This is a genomic window from Pseudomonas hygromyciniae (genome assembly GCF_016925675.1).
Taxonomy (GTDB): domain Bacteria; phylum Pseudomonadota; class Gammaproteobacteria; order Pseudomonadales; family Pseudomonadaceae; genus Aquipseudomonas; species Aquipseudomonas hygromyciniae.
Map to the genome: position 1 here is coordinate 5,533,083 of NZ_CP070506.1, position 18,765 is coordinate 5,551,847.

Consider the following 18,765-nt stretch of genomic DNA (forward strand, 5'->3'; position numbering starts at 1 on the left):
TCCTGTTAGTGGGCGACGGCCGCAGCGCCGTGTTCGTCGATCAGCGCACCGTTGTGGAAACGGTCGATGGAGAAAGGTGCCGCCAACGGGTGCATTTCACCCTTGGCCAGGCTCGCGGCAAACACGTTGCCTGAGCCGGGGGTGGCCTTGAAGCCACCGGTGCCCCAACCGCAGTTGAAGAACATGTTCGGCACGGGGGTCTTGGAGATGATCGGGCAGGCGTCCGGCGTGGTGTCGACGATGCCGCCCCACTGGCGGTTCATGCGCACCCGCGACAGCACCGGGAACATCTCGACGATGGCCTGGATGGTGTGTTCGATCACCGGGTATGAGCCGCGCTGGCCGTAGCCGTTGTAGCCGTCGATACCGGCGCCGATCACCAGGTCGCCCTTGTCGGACTGGCTGATGTAACCGTGCACGGCGTTGGACATGATCACGCTGTCGATAATCGGCTTGATCGGCTCCGACACCAACGCTTGCAGCGGGTGGGATTCGATCGGCAGGCGGAAACCGGCGAGCGAAGCCATGTGGCCGGAGTTACCGGCGGTGACCACACCGACGCGCTTGGCGCCGATAAAGCCTTTGTTGGTTTCGACACCGATGCACACGCCGTTTTCCTTGCGAAAGCCGATCACTTCGGTCTGCTGGATCAGGTCCACACCCAGGGCGTCGGCGGCGCGGGCAAAACCCCAGGCCACGGCATCGTGACGGGCCACGCCGCCGCGCCGTTGCACGGTAGCGCCGAGGACCGGGTAGCGGGTGTTTTTCGAGCAATCGAGGTACGGGATCTCGTCGGCCACTTGCTTGGCGTTGAGCAGCTCGCCGTCCACGCCATTGAGGCGGTTGGCACTCACGCGGCGCTCGGAATCACGGATGTCCTGCAGGGTGTGGCACAGGTTGTAGACGCCGCGCTGGGAGAACATCACGTTGTAGTTCAAGTCCTGGGACAGACCTTCCCAGAGCTTCATCGCGTGTTCATACAGGTGCGCCGACTCATCCCACAGGTAGTTGGAACGCACGATGGTGGTGTTGCGCGCGGTGTTACCGCCGCCCAGCCAACCTTTCTCGACCACGGCCACGTTGGTGATCCCGTGTTCCTTGGCCAGGTAATAAGCGGTCGCCAGACCATGCCCGCCGCCGCCGACAATGACCACGTCGTACACCTTTTTAGGGGTCGGCGTGCGCCACATCTTCTGCCAGTTTTCGTGGTGGCTGAGTGAGTGCTTGAAGAGGCCGAAGCCTGAGTAGCGTTGCATAGTCATTACTCCAAAACCGCGCTCAGCGATAAACCGGGAAATCAGCGCACAGGGCAGACACGTGCTTGGCCACGTTGGCCTCGACATCGGCATCGCCGAGGTTGTCGAGGATGTCGCAGATCCAGCCAGCCAACTCGACGCACTGCGCCACTTTAAAACCGCGTGTGGTCACCGCCGGAGTGCCGATGCGCAGGCCCGAGGTCACAAATGGCGACTGCGGGTCATTGGGCACGGCGTTCTTGTTGACGGTGATATGGGCGCGACCGAGGGCGGCGTCTGCGTCCTTGCCGGTGAGGCCTTGGCGGATCAGGCTGACCAGGAACAGGTGGTTATCGGTGCCGCCGGACACTACGTCGTAGCCACGCTTGATAAACACGCTGGCCATGGCCTGGGCGTTGTCGATCACCTGCTGTTGATAAGCTTTGAAGCCTGGCTCCATCGCCTCCTTGAAGCACACAGCCTTGCCCGCGATCACGTGCATCAGCGGGCCGCCCTGTGCGCCTGGGAACACGGCGGAGTTGAGTTTTTTCTCAATCTCTTCGTTGGACTTGGCCAGGATCAGGCCACCCCGTGGACCGCGCAGGGTCTTGTGGGTGGTGGTGGTCACCACATCGGCGTACGGCAGCGGGTTCGGGTACAGGCCGGCGGCAACCAAGCCTGCGACGTGGGCCATGTCGACGAACAGCAGCGCGCCCACCTTGTCGGCGATCTGGCGAAAGCGCGGAAAATCCAGGGTCTTGGAGTAGGCAGAGAAACCGGCCACGACCATTTTCGGCTTGTGCTCCACGGCCAGGCGCTCGACTTCGTCGTAGTCGATCAGGCCGGTGTCGGTGTTGATGCCGTACTGCACGGCGTTGTACAGCTTGCCCGAGGACGACACCTTGGCGCCGTGGGTCAGGTGACCGCCGTGGGCCAGGCTCATGCCCAGAATGGTGTCGCCGGCATTGATCAGCGCCAGGTACACGGCGCTGTTGGCGGACGAACCGGAGTGCGGTTGCACGTTGGCGTAATCGGCGCCGAACAGCTGCTTGGCGCGCTCGATGGCCAGGGCCTCGACTTTATCCACATGCTCGCAGCCGCCGTAGTAGCGCTTGCCAGGGTAGCCTTCGGCGTATTTGTTGGTGAGGCCGCTGCCTTGAGCTTCCATCACACGCTTGCTGGTGTAGTTCTCCGACGCGATCAGCTCGATATGATCTTCCTGACGCTGCTCCTCGGCATTCATGGCCGCCAGCAGTGCGTCGTCATATCCCTGGATCTGGTCTTGTTTGCTGAACATCGCGTCTCTCCCAGCCTTTCGTATTGTTGAGGCCCGTGCAGGGCCCTTTGATGCGATGGTAGGGCTGGCGCAGGCAGGTCAAATGCCTACGCACGCCACGCAAAGGTGCGTTTACGACATGACCAGAACAACACCGAACAAATGTGGGAGCGGGCTTGCTCGCGAATGCGGTGTGTCAGGCAGCACATGCATTGGCTGGTCCACCGCATTCGCGAGCAAGCCCGCTCCCACAGGGACTATGTGATGACCTTTCGAAGGAGTAGCAGCAGTAAGAAATGCGCGGGATAAAGTGCATACGCCCAGCGCCGCATAGCCGGCGGTGAGACATGTGTGACCTGTCGCAACAAGACCAATCCGGCCAATGGCGCAATCAGGCATGTGGCCAACCCGAGCATCGCGACGAGATTGCCGCTATTGAGTAAGACCTGCCATTGATTGGCAGCTACACACACCAACCCCGGCAACACGCTCAAATACCACGGGCGACTGAACACCAACAGCATCGCCAACGGCAGCAATACACCAAAAAATCCGAACATCAGGCTCGACGAAAATACCGCCGCCAACAACAAGGCGATCAGCGCCAATCCTCGATCAAAAAGCGTCTTTTGCTGCCATCCTCGTGCAACCAGCAAACCCAGCGCCAGGGTCGGCAGCACATTCAATGTATCGGCATCCTCGATAAACATCCGATAGGGCACCTCGCTGATCACGCTGAACAGCAGCAACCAGCCCAGGTAACGCCATTGAAAGATCGTCGGCCCATCCTTGACCCGGTGCAGGTTCGCCGCAATCGCCAGGCAAAACCACGGGAACGCCAGGCGTCCCGGCACGTACAGGCCATCGAGGCTCAAACCGATATAGCGCAGGTGATCGAGCACCATGCTCAGCAGCGCCAGCCATTTGAGCAGGTCCAGGGCGCCATCGCGGCCGCGCCTTACAGGAATCGTTTCAGTACCGTGCATAATTCCCCAGAGACTTTGCATTAACAGTGCGTGCGCCCGCCGGATATTCTTGGTTAAAGTGCGCACCAATATCGACCACAGGAACGGGCCATGACCGACAAGAGCCAACAATTTGCCAGTGACAACTATTCGGGTATCTGCCCGGAAGCCTGGGCCGCCATGGAGCTCGCCAACCAGGGCCATCAACGCGCCTATGGCGACGATGAATGGACCCACCGCGCCGCCGACGGTTTCCGCAAACTGTTTGAAACCGATTGTGAAGTGTTCTTCGCCTTCAACGGTACGGCGGCCAACTCCCTGGCCCTGTCTTCGCTGTGCCAGAGCTACCATAGCGTGATTTGCTCGGAAACCGCCCACGTCGAGACCGACGAATGCGGCGCACCGGAGTTCTTCTCCAACGGTTCCAAGCTGCTCACCGCGCGCACCGAGAATGGCAAGCTGACCCCCGAGTCGATCCGTGAGATCGCCCTCAAGCGCCAGGATATCCACTACCCCAAGCCCCGCGTCGTGACCCTGACCCAGGCCACCGAAGTGGGCAGCGTGTACACACCGGATGAAATCCGCGCCATCAGTGTCACCTGCAAGGAGCTGGGGCTGAACCTGCATATGGATGGCGCACGCTTCTCCAACGCCTGCGCCTTCCTCGGCTGCTCGCCGGCCGACCTGACCTGGAAAGCCGGGGTGGATGTGCTGTGTTTTGGCGGCACCAAGAACGGCATGGCGGTGGGTGAGGCGATCCTGTTCTTTAACCACAAGCTGGCGGAAGACTTCGACTATCGCTGCAAACAGGCCGGCCAACTGGCCTCGAAAATGCGCTTCCTGTCAGCGCCATGGGTCGGCCTGCTGGAAAACGACGCCTGGCTCAAGCACGCACGCCACGCCAACCACTGCGCGCAGTTGCTCAGCAGCCTGGTGGCGGACATTCCCGGCGTGGAATTGATGTTCCCGGTGCAGGCCAACGGCGTGTTCCTGCAACTCTCGGAGCCGGCCATCGCCGCGCTGACGGCCAAGGGCTGGCGCTTCTACACCTTTATCGGCAAGGGCGGCGCACGCTTCATGTGCGCGTGGGATACCGAAGAAGAACGGGTACGCGAACTTGCGGCGGATATACGCGAAGTGATGGGCGCCTGACCTGTGGCGAGGGGGCTTGCCACAACAGCCTCCTCGCCGCCAGCCTCTACAGTTTCAAGGGTTGCAAAGCATCCCACTGATCAATAGGCCCGGGATTGTTTTCGATTGTCCCGCCCTCAAAGATGACCGCCAGCTTGTTCACCGCATTCAAGGCCGTGGTCACAGCGCCCTCGGCCCAGCCCCCGGTCCAGGAAATGTCATCTCCCGACAGAATAAAACCGTCCGGCTCTCCCCCCTCTACACCGTTCATGAACTGGGAAAACAGCAGGCGCTGATACTCATACTGCCCCGGCAGGTTCATCTTGAAGGCCCCCAGGTAAAACGGCTCGTCTTCCCAGTTGATCTCGATAAACGGATCAACCATGCCGAACTCGGCCGCCAGGTCCAGTTGCGTATCGGCGTACACCGTATCCAGCAAGGTGGTACACAACTGCACATGGGTCGGCAACGGCGCGCTGCGATCGCCCAGGAACTTCAGGCTGTCATCGTTCCAGGTATATGAGAGGAACATACCGCAGCCCGTGCTCGCCCCATTGCCCAAACCGTAGTCCAACAGGTAGGTGCCTCGGGTCAGGCGATCCGACAAGGTCACGCTCATCTTGTAGCGACCGTTCTGGGCATCATTCCAAAATGGCCGCTGGGTGGTGGCAAAGATCTTCGCCGACTGCATGTAATGGGTGTACATCACCGCCTCCCAGGTCTCTGGGGCCAGCAAGTTGTCCATCAGGTTAAAACGGTCCTTGCCGTCCATGTAGCGGAACTTGTCGAGCACCCGCACGTGAGGCGTGTAGACCACACTTTTAAAATTGCGCTCGGTACCCGTATTCAGCTGGTTGTCATACAGGTACACCTTGAATGAGCCACCGGACAGACGCTGGATCTGCCGGACCTCCTGATGCAGCGGGTCAGCGATCTCGCGACGCGTCAGGCTCTCCACGGTCGTGTCTGCCGGCCAATGGACCTGGGTGTCACCAAACGATGCCGGCGTGCCGCTCCACAAGCGCAGGGGCAGCTCGCTGGAACCGTCGTACATCAAGGAGTGATTGGTATCCAGGCCGGTATAAAGCACCCGCAGCACTTCGAGAAAGCAGTTCGGGTAGTCGGTGTTCCAGCCGCCGGTGCCGAAACCGATCTGGCCAAACAGGTCGATGTCTTCCCGAGTCCATTTGGCCTGCTCAACCATGGCGGCGTAGAAGCTCAGGTCATCCCATCCCGACCGCAGGATCGTGTTCCAGATGGCCTTGATTTCAGCCTGGTTCACCGCACTTTCCTGCATCGCGTTTTCCATGTCGGTAAAGCGAATCGGGTCCTGCTCCAGAAATTGGCCGAAGAACATATCCTCAATGCGTTTGTATTGGTCCGGCAGATCATTGCCCTCGTAGTACGTCTGCTGGTTCTTGTAATCGACAACCGTGCTGGGCGCAGCCGCCGAGCCGGGGTTGGGGAAGTCCGTCGAATTGCCGCCCATGCCGACCTTATTGAAGTAGTGCATCAACGCCTTGCCGGACTTGGGAAAGCGCATGGCCCCCAGTTCACAGATCACCCGGCCCTGCGGGTCGTTGCGGTCACCCAGCACATGAGCAAACAGGCGCCCACCAATGCGCCCCGAGGCTTCGACCACCACCGGATGCAGGCCCATGCGCATCGCCTCGTAGGCAGCTACCAGACCGGACACGCCGGCCCCGACGATCAACACCTGCTCGCCATAATGCTGTGGCGCGACATGGCCCAGGGGTTTCTTGAGGATTGCCGCCTGCCACAGATAGCGGGCGTAATGGAACGGAAAATCAGGAATCAGCGCCGTGACGTTTTTGTTCAACAGGCGCTGGGCCCCCTGGGAACGGGAGGGAATCGCAGACATGGTGGCTTCCTTGCAGATTGGGTGAGCGTCCACCCTTTACGACAAGGCTAAAGGCGACTGCGACGGGACTAAAAACCAGACTAGAAGACCGACCGCACCCTGGTTATATCGCTTTGCAATAAGACAGAGCGGTTCCATCGCCGCCCGCAAAAAAGCATTACTTAAGGAAAGTCTGAAGTAATTATTTATAGATCGCGATTCAATTGGCCCGCCAGTTACCCGATGCTCCGGCACTCACCCCCTATAAAAATAAACCGTGAACCTATGAACGCCCTATCCGACAAGACCGCTCCCCGCGCCGCCCCCGGCCTGAAAATAGAGACCCGCTCCATTGACTACGTGCCGCGCAACGAACGCCACGGCAAAGTCTGGCACCAGGGTCCCTTCTGGTTCACGGGCAACTTCGTCCTCACCACCATGGTCACCGGCTTCACCGGGGCCGCGTTGGGCTTGAGCCTGGTCTACGCCGTGCTGGCGATTGTCATTGGTGTGTGCCTGGGCACCTTCGCCATGGCGTTCCACGCCAACCAGGGCCCGCGCATGGGCTTGCCGCAGATGATCCAGTCACGCGCCCAGTTCGGTCTGCGCGGGGCCATCGTGCCGTTTATCGCGGTGATCTTTGTGTACATCGGCTTCAACGTGTTCAACGTGATTCTCGCCACCGATGCCATCAACACGGTCCTGCCGGGCAGCCGCGCGCCGTGGTATGCGCTGATGATCATCCTCGCGGTGGTGATTGCCGTGATCGGCCATGACCTGCTGCACACCGTGCAACGCTGGCTGACCTACGTGATGATCAGCGTATTCGCGGTGCTGACCGTCGCCGCCTTGATGAGCCTGTCGGCCGACGCGGCGGTGGCCGATGCACATTTCTCGTGGTCGGCGTTCCTGATTCAGCTCAGCGCCGCTGCCGGTTATCAGATCAGCTACGCCGTGTACGTGTCGGACTACTCGCGCTATCTGCCCCACCAAACGCCGTCGCGCCGGGTGATTTTCTGGACCTACCTGGGCGCCGCCGGCTCTGCTTTGTGGCTGATGTCCCTGGGCGCATTCCTTGCTTCGGCGCTGCCCTCGCCGGATCCCATCACCAGCGTGCGCACCGTGGGCAACCAGGTGATCCCCGGCTTCGGCACCTTCACCGTGCTGATCGCCGTGCCGGCGCTGATTGGCATCATGGCGGTCAACTGCTACGGCGCCATGCTGACCGGCATCAGTGCCATCGACGGCTTCGTGAAGATCCAGCCGCGCCTCAAGAGCCGGATCATGGGGATTAGCCTGGTGGCGGTGATCATCTTCCTGATCGCCCTGAGCATTCCTGACAGCTACCTGGCCAGCTTCAATACGTTTGTGCTGCTGATGTTGTATTTCCTGGTGCCGTGGACCGCCGTCAACCTCGCGGATTTTTATCTGGTGCGCAAAGGCCAATACGCCATTAGCGACATCTTCAACCCCGCCGGTATCTATGGCCAGTGGGGCAAAGCGGGCCTGGTCGCCTATGGCCTGGGCATGGTCTCGATGGTGCCGTTCATGTCGTTGAGCTTCTACGTCGGGCCGGTCGCCGTGGCGCTGGGCGGTGCCGACATTGCGTTTGTGATCGGCCTGGGCGTTTCCGCGCTCGCCTACTGTGTGATGAACCGCAACCTTGACCATAACGCCGAGCGCCGTGCGATTGCCGCCAGCGAGGCTATGTTGGAAGGCAACAACCTATGAACACCGTCCGTATCGCCTGTCATCAACTGGCGCCCCGTATCGCCGATGCGCAGTACAACCGCACCCTCAGCGCCGAGGCCATCCGCCGTGCAGCAGCGCTAGGCGCGCAGGTGGTAGTGCTGCCGGAGTTGATGCAGAGCGGTTATGTGTTCACGGACCTGCACGAAGCCCTTAGGGTGTCCGAAACCCTGGAGGGACCGACACTGACCCTGTGGAAAACACTGGCAAACGAGCTGGGCATTATTGTCGTGGCCGGTTTCTGTGAGCGGCTGACGGCAACCCAGGTGGCCAACAGCGCCGCGCTGATAGAGCCGGACGGCAGGCTGACGGTGTACCGCAAGGCACATTTGTGGGACCGCGAAAAATCCATCTTCACCCCCGGCACCGAGCCCCCGCCGGTGGTCGAAACCGCCGTCGGACGCATCGCCGTGATGATCTGCTACGACCTGGAACTGCCCGAGTGGGTACGCCTGGCCGCCCTCGCCGGTGCCGACCTGCTCTGTGCGCCGGTCAACTGGCCAGATGGCCCGCGCCCCGCCGGCGAAAGGCCGGCAGAAATCGTCCGGGTCCAGGCCAATGCCGCCGTCAACCGCCTGTTCATTGCCGCGTGCGACCGTCATGGCGAAGAACGCGGCGTCAACTGGGTAGGAGGGTCAGTTATCGTCGATGCCGATGGCTACCCCCAGGCCGGCGCGACCTCCCATCAGCAAGAACAGTGCCTGGTGGCGGACCTGCCTCTGGCCCAGGCCCGGGATAAGTTCATCAGTGCGCACAACCATGTGCATCAGGATCGTCGGCCAGGGTTGTACTAAGATCAGAACTCGATCCGCACATCCCCCTTCGGCACGCTGCAGCACGACAGGATGTAGCCTTCGGCTTCGTCTTCTTCGGTGATGCCGCCGTTGTGCTCCATCTCGACCTCCCCGCCCAGCTTCATCACCTTGCACGTGCCGCAAATGCCCATGCCGCAGGCTTTGGGGATCAGCAGGCCGAGCTTGGCGGCGGCGGCATGCACGGTTTCGCCCGGCGCCACGCGGATGCTTTTGCCCGACGCAATGAATTCCACCTGATGCAAATCCGCCTGGTCGATCTGCGGCGCATCGGCGGCTTGTTCGGCTTGCTCGACCGCATCGGCGCGGGCTTCCGCTGGCGTGGCGCCGAAGGATTCCTCGTGGTAGCGCGCCATGTCGAAGCCCGCCGCTTCGAGCAGGCGTTTGACCGCGCTCATATAAGGTGTCGGCCCGCAGCAGAACACTTCCCGCTCGAGGAAGTCCGGCACCATCAATTCCAGCATCTTGTGGTTCAGGTACCCGCGATACCCGGCCCAGGGTTCGCCCAGGCCGTGCTTCTCGCAAATCAGGTGCAGGCTGAAGTTGTCGATGCGCGAGGCCATGTGTTCCAGCTCGCGGTGGTAAATGATGTCTTTGGGCGAGCGCGCACTGTGGATAAAGGTCATGTCGACATTGGCGTTGGTGTCGTAGAACCAACGGGCCATGGACATCACCGGGGTGATCCCCACGCCACCGCTCAGGTACAGCACCTTCGGGCTCGGGAAGTCGATGGCATTGAACAGCCCCACCGGCCCGTGCACCGCCAACTCTTGCCCTTCATGCAGGGTGTCGTGCAACCAGTTCGACACCCGCCCGCCCGGCACGCGCTTGATGGTTACCGAGAAGCTGTAGGGCACCGATGGCGAGCTGGAAATGGTGTACGACCGCATGATCGGCTGGCCGTCGATTTCCAGCTCCAGGGTGACGAACTGCCCCGGTTTGAAAAAGAACAGGATCGGCTGATCGGCCATAAAGCAGAAGGTGCGCACATCCCAGGTTTCCTGGATGACTTTGACGCACCGCACGATGTGCCGACCATTGGCCCAGGTCTGGGTGGTGACAGGATTCAGGAAGGTGTTGGACATGCTGTTCTCCACGGCCGTAGTTCGGCTTGATGCTGGCGATTCTGCGTAAGGCCGCAACCTGCCATTTACCTATCTGCGACATTCGCATACTTATCGCGACCAGCCCCCATACCACTGGGGTTGCGCGTCGGGAACAGAGTGGGCCATGTCGTTAATGGATAAGGTTGAGGGCGGCGCCGGGCCCACACTCGCAGCCAACAACGACGCTTTCTTTACGCCTTGCTGCAAACCTGATTAGCCACTTATCGCGGCCACACAGAATGGCCTTGAGGACACACACGATGGACGTCACCGCAACCTTGAGCTTGGGCGATCCGCTGGAACCCGCACGCAAGGCCACCGCGCAAATGCTGCAAGAGCGCGAGCGCACTTTTTCGCTGCCCCAGCCGTTTTACTCTGACCAGCGGCTGTTCGATATCGACATGCAGGAGATCTTCCAGAAGGAATGGTTGATCGCCGGCATGACCTGCGAAATCCCCGCCAAAGGCAACTACCTGACCCTGCAGATCGGCAAGAACCCGATCATCGTGATCCGTGGCGCCGAAGGCGTGGTGCATGCCTTTCACAACGTCTGCCGCCACCGCGGTTCGCGCTTGTGCACCAGCGACAAGGGCAAGGTCGCCAAACTGGTTTGCCATTACCACCAGTGGACCTATGAACTGGACGGGCGCCTACTGTTCGCCGGCACCGAGATGGGCGCCGACTTCGACATGAAGCAGTACGGCCTCAAGCCGGTGAACGTGAAGACCGCCGGCGGCTACATCTTCATCAGCCTGGCCGAGAACCCGCCGGCCATCGATGACTTTCTGTCGACGCTCAACCACTACATGGAACCCTACGACATGGAAAACACCAAGGTGGCGATCCAGACCACCTTGTTTGAAAAAGCCAACTGGAAGCTGGTGCTGGAAAACAACCGCGAGTGCTACCACTGCAACGCCTCGCACCCCGAGTTACTGAAAACCCTGCTGGAATGGGACGACGTCACCGACCCGCGTGCCGACCAGGCCTTCAAGGACCACGTCGCCGCATCCGCCGCTGCCTGGGACGCCGAGAAGATCCCTTACGCCCACGCCAGCTTCGGTCTGCGAAACCGTATCGTGCGCATGCCGCTGCTCAAGGGCACCGTCTCCATGACCCTGGATGGCAAGCAGGGCTGCAAGAAACTCATGGGCCGGATCAAGAACCCCGACCTGGGCTCGATGCGCATCCTGCACCTGCCCCACTCGTGGAACCACTGCATGGGCGATCACATCATCGTCTTCACGGTGTGGCCGATCAGCGCCCAGGAAACCATGGTCACCACCAAATGGCTGGTGCATAAGGACGCGGTGGAAGGTGAAGACTACGACGTCGAACGCATGCGCCAGGTGTGGGACGCCACCAATGACCAGGACCGGCGCCTGGCCGAAGAGAACCAGCGCGGGATCAACTCCACCGCTTACCAACCGGGGCCGTACTCCAAGACCTATGAGTTTGGCGTGGTGAACTTTGTGGACTGGTACAGCGAGCGCATGCTCAACAACCTGGGAGCGGCGCCGGCGCCGTACCTCAAGGGCGTCGCAGCACACGAGTAACTGACTGTGGGAGCAGGCAAGCCCTAATGCCACGTAGGAGCGAGCTTGCTCGCGAAGGACGTCAACGATAACGCGTGTTTGCTAGGTAAACGCGGCGCTCTCAAGTTCTTCGCGAGCAAGCTCGCTCCTACGTGGCATTAGGGCTTGCCCGCTCCCACTTTTGAGCCCGCTCCTGGTCAAAAATTGAGCATAGGGCCGCCAGCCCACTGTTACCCTGCCCTGCAGCCATCCCCCAACAACTTATCCACAAACCCACCCACAGCAATTGTGGGCAACTGCGCTCTTACCTCGACATAAAACCAAGAAAATCCGTGACTTATTCAAAGCAATGGGTTTTATCCAATATTGATCATTTTTTGACCTAAAGCGTACAGGCCACGTTCTATATGGCCTGTAGCGGAACGCAAACACCTTATCCACAGAAGCGCCAACAGACTTTGGGGGCAACTTTGGCCTATCTGTGGAAAACCGCCTGCGGCCCATCAAAATCGAGGCTTTACCCGCGTAAACCCATGGAAACAGCGATATTGATCATATTTCAACCAACCCACTGCAAGCCTTTATCCATATGGCTTGCAGCGTGTAGCGAACATCTTATCCACAGAAGCACCAACAGACTTTGGGGGCAACTCTGAGCGGGGCTTTTCCCTTATCCACAGAAAAAGCCCAGTAAAAACCGGCGCTTAGGTTGGTTGTTTTTCGTACAGAGGGCTGCAGGGCTTGATTTACATGGGGTGTGGACAGCCGCGAACAGGTTATCCACAGCTGCGTTAACAGGGATTGTGGGTAACACCAACGCACATGGCTTGTAGGAGCGAGCTTGCTCGCGAAAAAGGCCAACGATCACGCAGCGTGTCTGGTTTAACGCTGCGCGCTCAGGTTCTTCGCGAGCAAGCTCGCGCCTACAGGGGGGGTCAGCGCACCACGCCTTCTTCGATCAGCAGCTTGAGAATCGCTTCGGCACCCGCCTCGGGGCTGAGGCCCTTGAGCACCTGGCCACTGCCGCCGCTGGCCTTGGCAGTGGCAGCTTTCATACGGTCGGCGCCGCTCTTGGCCTTGATCACTTTGAGGCGCTTGGGTCGAGGCTTGGCCGGTTGCAGCACGGCGCCTGTGAATAACTCATCGTCCACCACCTGCACGTCGTGCTCCTGCAGCACTCCGCGCTGGGCCGGGCCGTAGGCGCTTTGCCGAGGCTTGGGCCCGGCGTTATCCACCGTGGCCAGGAACGGCAGGCGCACCTTCAGGCGCCGCCGCTGCCCGCGCGGCAGGGCTTGCAGTACATGGGCCACACCGTTGTCGATGGACTCCACCTGGGCCAGGCCGACAATCAACGGCCAGCCCAGTTGTTCGGCCAACAGGAAGGGCAGCATGCCCGAGCCTTCGCCGGTTTCTGCCTGGCTGCCGGTAAGCACCACCTGGGCGCCAGCGTCCCGTAGATAGTCGCCGAGTATCGGCAAGGCATCGGCGCCGGCCGGCTGCTCCAGCACGTGCAACTGCGCCAACCCCATGCCCAGGTAGGCGCGCAGGGTCGGTTCGGCAATGTCGCCGGCATGCAGCACTTGCAGGTTATCCCCCGCCAGTTGCAACCCTAGCTCGACGGCGCGCGCATCCTGTTCGGCGCGACGTGGGCGGCCGGAGGTCGGGTGGGCGCCTATGGAGACCAGGCTGATTACATGGGTGGTCATGACCATATCCTTTGCTTAAGCCGCATCGCGCTTGGCGCCGTTGCGGTGGGCCTGGACCGCTGCGATCAAGGCCCGGAGAATTTCGCCGCTGTCACCGATCACCGACAGGTCGGCGCGCTTGATCATGTCGCACCCCGGATCGAGGTTGATCGCCACCACCTTGTCGCAGGCACCGATGCCTTGCAGGTGCTGGATCGCCCCGGAGATCCCCACGGCCACATACACCCGCGCAGTGACCCAGATACCACTGGCGCCAACCTGCCGATCACGGGCCATGAAGCCATCGTCCACGGCCACCCGCGACGCACCTTCGGTAGCCCCCAGGGCGGCAGCGGTCTGGTGGAACAGCTCCCAGTCCTTGACCCCGTTGCCGCCCGAGAAAATAAACTCGGCTTCGGCCATGGGAATCGCGCCCGGATCCACCGCCACCGCGCCCAGATCCTCGATACGCGGCAAGCTGCGCGCCAGCGCTGTGGATAACTCCACCGGCAACACTTCATGGCGCGTATCGCTGACGGGGTCGGCACATTCCACGGCGGCCAGGATCAGCCTTGGCAACGCTCGCGCCAGGTCTTCCTGGCCCGCACCGGCACGGCCGATACACTCGTTGCCCTTGATCTGCCACACCCGGGTTGCCGGGCGTTCCTTGAGGCTCGCAGCAAAGCGCCGCCCCAGTTCGCCACCGCCACTGCGGCTGTCGGGCAGCAACCAGTGACGCGGGCTGAACTGGTTATCCACAGCCCGCAGGCCATGGACCCGTTGCTCCGGTGAATAACCGTCGAATGCGTGGCCGTCCAGCACCAGCAGGCGATCCACGCCGGCCGTGTCGAAGGCACTTTCCTTATGCTCGCCAAAGACCACCGCCAGTACCGCACCGTCGCTGCCGGCGAGTTGCCGTGCCAGGCCCAGCAAGTCGCGGTCGTGGCTGCTCAGGCGGCCGCCGACCATATCCGGCACCACGTTGATGTAGAACGCCGGGGCTGGCACCTGGTGCAGCGGCAACTGCACTTGCACCGCTGCCGTGCGCTTGGTCGCGCCACCCTGCTGGGCGCCGCTGCGGTCGATACGCTTGATGCCGTTGGGGCCGATAAAACCAATGCCATGCACGTTTTTACGGAGGATGCCGTTAGGCCCCATCCAACTGTGCTGCTCCGGTTGCATCGCCGCATGCAGCGGGTGCAGGCGGTTGCGGGCGATCCATTCGGCCCGTGGGTCGCGGCGGATAATGTCGCTCATCAGTGGACCTCCGCAGGTTGACGGGTGTTCTTGGCCGATGCGGCCTCTTCGAGCAAGGCATCCGCCACCAACTCGGCAATGTCCTTGATCAGTGGGCGCGGCTCGACCACCCCTTCGAGCATCGCCGTACACTGTGGACAACCGACGGCCACCAGCTCGGCACCGGTCTCGCGGATGTCCTCCATGCGCATGTCGGGAATGCGCTGCTTGCCGGGAATATCGGTGATCGGCGCGCCGCCACCACCGCCACAGCAACGGGAACGGAAGCCCGAACGTTGCATCTCCTTGACCTCGATCCCCAGCGCCCGCAGTACTTGGCGCGGAGCCTCGTACTCGCCGTTGTAACGGCCCAGGTAGCACGGGTCGTGATAGGTCACGCTGTTGCCTTTGTGCTGGCCCAGGTTCAGCGCGCCGGCGTCGATCAACTCGGCCATGTAGGTGCTGTGGTGCTGCACGCGGTAGTTGCCGTCGAAGGCGCCGTATTCGTTTTTCAGTACATGGAAACTGTGGGGATCGCAGGTCACGATGCGCTTGAAGCTGTACTTGGCCAGGGTCTGGATATTGCGCGCAGCCAGTAGCTGGAACGTCGCCTCATCCCCCAGACGCCGGGCCACGTCGCCACTGTCGCGTTCCTCCAGGCCCAGCACGGCGAAATCGACCTTGGCCGCCTTCAGCACTTTGACGAAAGCGCGCAAGGTCCGCTGGTTACGCATGTCGAAGGCACCATCGCCAACCCAGAACAGTACGTCAGTTGTCTTCTTATCGCCGAGCAGCGGCAGGTTCAAGTCCGCCGCCCAGTTCATCCGCCCGCCCGGGGCAAAACCGCCAGGGTTGTCGGTGGCGATCAGGTTTTCCAGGACTTCGGCGCCCTTGTTCGGGGTCGCGCCTTTTTCCAGGGTCAGGTGACGGCGCATATCGACGATGGCATCCACGTGCTCGATCATCATCGGGCATTCTTCGACGCAGGCGCGGCAGGTGGTGCACGACCACAAGGTCTCGGCGTCCACCAGGCCGTTGACGATCGGTTGGTGCGGGTTGCCGCTGTGCTCGCCAATGGCCTTGCCCGGATACGGACTGCCGGCGAACTTCGCATCGGTGCCACCGGCCAGGCCGACCACCATGTCCTGGATCAGCTTTTTCGGGTTCAGCGGCTGGCCGGCAGCAAACGCCGGGCACGCGGCTTCGCACTTGCCGCACTGCACGCAGGCGTCGAAGCCCAGCAATTGGTTCCAGGTGAAGTCCTTGGGTTTTTCCACGCCCAGGGGCGCGCTTTTATCGCTCAGGTCCAGCGGCTTCAAACCGGTGGAACGGCCACCGCCAAAACGTTCGGCGCGGCGGTGCCAGGCCAAGTGCAGGGCACCGGCAAACGCATGCTTCATCGGCCCGCCCCAGGTCATGCCGAAGAACATCTCCGACACGCCCCACAGCACACCCACACCGAGCAGCGCGGCCAGCAGCCAGCCACCGAAGTCGGCAGGCAGGATCCCGGCCACCGGCAAGGTCACCAGGAAGAAACTGACCGAAAACGCCATCAGGCTTTTCGGCAGGCGCATCCACGGGCCCTTGGACAGGCGCGATGGCGGGTTGCGCCGGCGCAGGTAGACGAAGGTGGCGCCGACAAACATCAGCACCGAGGCCAGCAGCAAGGCGTAGCCAAGGATGCGGTTATGCAGGCCGAAACCGTGCACCAGAATCGCCAGCAACGCTGACAACACAAAGCCCAGGGCCGTGGCCACGTGGGTATTGGCGATGTATTTGTCGCGGGCGACCACGTGGTGCAGGTCGACCATGTAGCGCTTGGGCATGGCCAACAGGCCGCCCAGCAGGTCGACCTTGGCGGCACGGCCACGGCGCCACATGTTCACCCGGCGCAAAGCGCCGAGGACAGCGAGGCCCAGGGCCGCAAACAGGAGAATCGGAAGAAGGGTGTTCAACATGGTGAAGCTCCCACAGACCACACAGGTCTAATGTGGGAGCGGGCTTGCTCGCGAAGGCGGTGCATCAGCCACCGGATGTATCGACTGACACACCGCTTTCGCGAGCAAGCCCGCTCCCACATTTTTGACCGAGTCCACATTGGTTCGGTGTTGGGTCAGAAATCCTTGCACAAGCGCAGGGCGTCGTAGATCGCGGCGTGGGTATTGCGCTGGGCCACACAGTCACCGATGCGGAACAGCAAGTAGCCTTCCCCCGGTTCGCTCAGGCACGGTTGCGGCTTGATCGCGAACAACGCTTCGACGTCCATCTGCCCCTTGTTGCGCGCCCCTTGCTTGAGGGCGTAGTAGATTTCTTCATCCGGGCGCACGCCGTTCTCCACCACTACCTGGTCCACCACCCGCTCTTCCTTGGCGCCGGTGTATTCGTTCTCCAGCACCGCTATCAGCTTGTCACCCTCGCGGTAGACCTTCTCCAGCATCATGTCGCCGGTCATGATCACTTCCTTGGGGTACATGCTGCGATAGTAGGTGGGGAATGACGTACCACCGATGGCCACGCCAGGCTTGATATCGTCGGTGACGATCTCGACCTGGCAACCCTTGTCGGCCAGGAAGTCGGCCACGGACATGCCGGTGAATTCGCAGATGGTGTCGTACACCAGCACGTTCTTGCCCGGCGCCACCTTGCCGTCGAGCACGTCCCAGCTGCTGACCACCAGGCCTTCTGCCGCGCCCCAGTGTTCGTTCTGCTCGATGAACGGATGCCCACCCACCGCCAGCACCACCACATCCGGGCGCAAGTCGAGGATGGTTGCGGCATCCGCCGCCACGCCCAGGCGCAGGTCGACGTTGAGCCGTGCCAGTTCCAGCTGGAACCAGCGGGTGATACCGGCGATCTGGTCGCGCTGCGGGGCCTTGGACGCGGTGGTGATCTGCCCGCCGATAAAGTCTTTTTTCTCCAACAGGGTCACGTCGTGGCCACGCTCGGCAGCAACCCGAGCGGCCTCCATCCCGGCCGGGCCGGCACCGACCACCACCACTTTGCGCTTGGGCCCGGTGGATTTTTCGATGATGTGCGGCACGCCCATGTATTCACGGGAGGTCGCGGCGTTCTGGATGCACAGCACGTCCAGGCCCTGGTACTGGCGGTCGATGCAATAGTTGGCGCCGACGCACTGCTTGATCTGGTCAATCTGGCCCATCTTGATCTTGGCGATCAGGTGCGGGTCGGCCATGTGCGCACGGGTCATGCCGACCATGTCCACATAACCGCCTTCGAGGATGCGCGTGGCCTGGTTCGGGTCCTTGATGTTCTGCGCGTGCAGCACCGGGACCTTGACCACTTCCTTGATCCCGGCGGCCAGGTGCAGGAACGGCTCCGGTGGGAAACTCATGTTGGGGATCACGTTGGCCAGGGTGTTGTGGGTGTCGCACCCCGAGCCGACCACGCCGATAAAGTCGAGCATGCCGGTGTCGTCGTAATACTTGGCGATCTGCTTCATGTCCTCGTGGGACAGGCCGTCCGGGTGGAACTCGTCGCCGCACAGGCGGATGCCGACGCAAAAATCCGGGCCGACTTCGGCACGCACGGCCTTGAGCACTTCCAGGCCGAATTTCATCCGCCCCTCAAAGCTGCCGCCCCACTCATCGGTACGCTTGTTGACCCGCGGGCTCCAGAACTGGTCGATCATGTGCTGGTGCACCGCCGACAGTTCCACGCCATCCAGGCCACCGGCCTTGGCCCGCGCTGCGGCGCTGGCGTAGTTGCCGATCACCCGCCAGATTTCTTCCGGTTCGATGGTTTTGCAGGTGGCGCGGTGTACTGGTTCACGGACGCCGGAGGGCGACATCAAGGTCGGCCAGTTAAAGCCGTCCCAGCGTGAGCGACGGCCCATGTGGGTAATCTGGATCATGATCTTGGCGCCATGCTTGTGCATCGCGTCAGCCAGGTTCTGGAAGTGCGGGATGATGCGGTCGGTGGACAGGTTGACCGAACTCCACCATTCCTGCGGGCTGTCGATCGCCACCACGGAGGAACCGCCACAGATTGCCAGGCCAATGCCGCCCTTGGCTTTCTCTTCGTAGTACTTCACATAACGTTCGGTGGTCATCCCGCCGTCGGTGGCATACACCTCCGCGTGGGCGGTACTGAGCACGCGGTTGCGGATGGTCAGTTTGCCGATCTGGATCGGCGCAAACATTGCTTCGAAAGCCAT

General features: G+C 61.6%; 13 protein-coding genes. 4 read left to right on the forward strand and 9 right to left on the reverse strand.

Annotated elements, in window-relative coordinates:
* Positions 1-5: 5 nt before the first annotated feature.
* From JTY93_RS25030 to JTY93_RS25040, 3 genes are all read right to left on the reverse strand, one after another.
* Complete coding sequence (locus JTY93_RS25030) at positions 6-1,256, reverse strand: sarcosine oxidase subunit beta (RefSeq protein ID WP_010207084.1); 1,251 nt, start codon at positions 1,254-1,256, stop codon at positions 6-8.
* Positions 1,257-1,278: 22 nt separating this feature from the next.
* Positions 1,279-2,532 carry a serine hydroxymethyltransferase gene (locus JTY93_RS25035; protein ID WP_169389960.1) on the reverse strand — a complete coding sequence of 418 codons (1,254 nt, stop codon included), beginning with the start codon at positions 2,530-2,532 and terminating at the stop codon, positions 1,279-1,281.
* A gap of 236 nt (positions 2,533-2,768) precedes the next feature.
* On the reverse strand, positions 2,769-3,497 hold the full coding sequence (locus JTY93_RS25040) for a TraX family protein (RefSeq protein WP_205478099.1): 729 nt from the start codon (positions 3,495-3,497) through the stop codon (positions 2,769-2,771).
* A 90-nt stretch (positions 3,498-3,587) separates the two neighbouring features.
* Here JTY93_RS25040 and JTY93_RS25045 point away from each other — a divergent pair, with 90 nt between their 5' ends.
* Positions 3,588-4,628 carry a threonine aldolase family protein gene (locus tag JTY93_RS25045; RefSeq protein WP_029296975.1) on the forward strand — a complete coding sequence of 347 codons (1,041 nt, stop codon included), beginning with the start codon at positions 3,588-3,590 and terminating at the stop codon, positions 4,626-4,628.
* Between the two features lie 46 nt (positions 4,629-4,674).
* On the opposite strand, the gene JTY93_RS25050 is transcribed toward JTY93_RS25045, so the two are convergent.
* A complete protein-coding gene (locus JTY93_RS25050; RefSeq protein WP_205518956.1) occupies positions 4,675-6,489 on the reverse strand; it encodes a flavin monoamine oxidase family protein in 1,815 nt (604 codons plus the stop codon).
* A gap of 264 nt (positions 6,490-6,753) precedes the next feature.
* On the opposite strand from JTY93_RS25050, the gene JTY93_RS25055 reads away from it, so the two are divergent.
* On the forward strand, positions 6,754-8,199 hold the full coding sequence (locus JTY93_RS25055) for a purine-cytosine permease family protein (RefSeq protein ID WP_205478095.1): 1,446 nt from the start codon (positions 6,754-6,756) through the stop codon (positions 8,197-8,199).
* The gene (locus JTY93_RS25060) at positions 8,196-9,011 is read left to right on the forward strand and encodes a nitrilase-related carbon-nitrogen hydrolase (RefSeq protein WP_205478096.1); all 816 of its coding nucleotides are present in this window, start codon (positions 8,196-8,198) and stop codon (positions 9,009-9,011) included. The genes JTY93_RS25055 and JTY93_RS25060 overlap by 4 nt, the downstream gene beginning before the upstream one ends.
* A gap of 2 nt (positions 9,012-9,013) precedes the next feature.
* Here the strand turns inward: JTY93_RS25060 and gbcB are convergent, their stop codons facing one another.
* Positions 9,014-10,114 (reverse strand): glycine betaine monooxygenase reductase subunit, encoded by a 1,101-nt coding sequence (gene gbcB / locus JTY93_RS25065; protein ID WP_205478097.1) that lies wholly within the window; start codon positions 10,112-10,114, stop codon positions 9,014-9,016.
* A gap of 281 nt (positions 10,115-10,395) precedes the next feature.
* On the opposite strand from gbcB, the gene gbca reads away from it, so the two are divergent.
* Positions 10,396-11,691 carry a glycine betaine monooxygenase oxygenase subunit gene (gene gbca / locus JTY93_RS25070; protein WP_205478098.1) on the forward strand — a complete coding sequence of 432 codons (1,296 nt, stop codon included), beginning with the start codon at positions 10,396-10,398 and terminating at the stop codon, positions 11,689-11,691.
* Between the two features lie 914 nt (positions 11,692-12,605).
* Here the strand turns inward: gbca and etfB are convergent.
* The 4 genes from etfB to dgcA all read right to left on the reverse strand — a co-directional run bounded on the left by etfB (position 12,606) and on the right by dgcA (position 18,765).
* Positions 12,606-13,376: an electron transfer flavoprotein subunit beta gene (gene etfB / locus JTY93_RS25075; protein ID WP_205480255.1), complete on the reverse strand. Its 771-nt coding sequence runs from the start codon at positions 13,374-13,376 to the stop codon at positions 12,606-12,608.
* A 15-nt stretch (positions 13,377-13,391) separates the two neighbouring features.
* Positions 13,392-14,612, reverse strand: a complete 1,221-nt coding sequence (etfA, locus tag JTY93_RS25080) for an electron transfer flavoprotein subunit alpha (protein ID WP_205480258.1) — start codon at positions 14,610-14,612, stop codon at positions 13,392-13,394.
* The gene (gene dgcB / locus JTY93_RS25085; protein ID WP_205480266.1) at positions 14,612-16,549 is read right to left on the reverse strand and encodes a (Fe-S)-binding protein; all 1,938 of its coding nucleotides are present in this window, start codon (positions 16,547-16,549) and stop codon (positions 14,612-14,614) included. The genes etfA and dgcB overlap by 1 nt, the downstream gene beginning before the upstream one ends.
* 155 nt (positions 16,550-16,704) lie before the next feature.
* Positions 16,705-18,765, reverse strand: a complete 2,061-nt coding sequence (dgcA, locus tag JTY93_RS25090; RefSeq protein WP_205480274.1) for an NADH:flavin oxidoreductase — start codon at positions 18,763-18,765, stop codon at positions 16,705-16,707.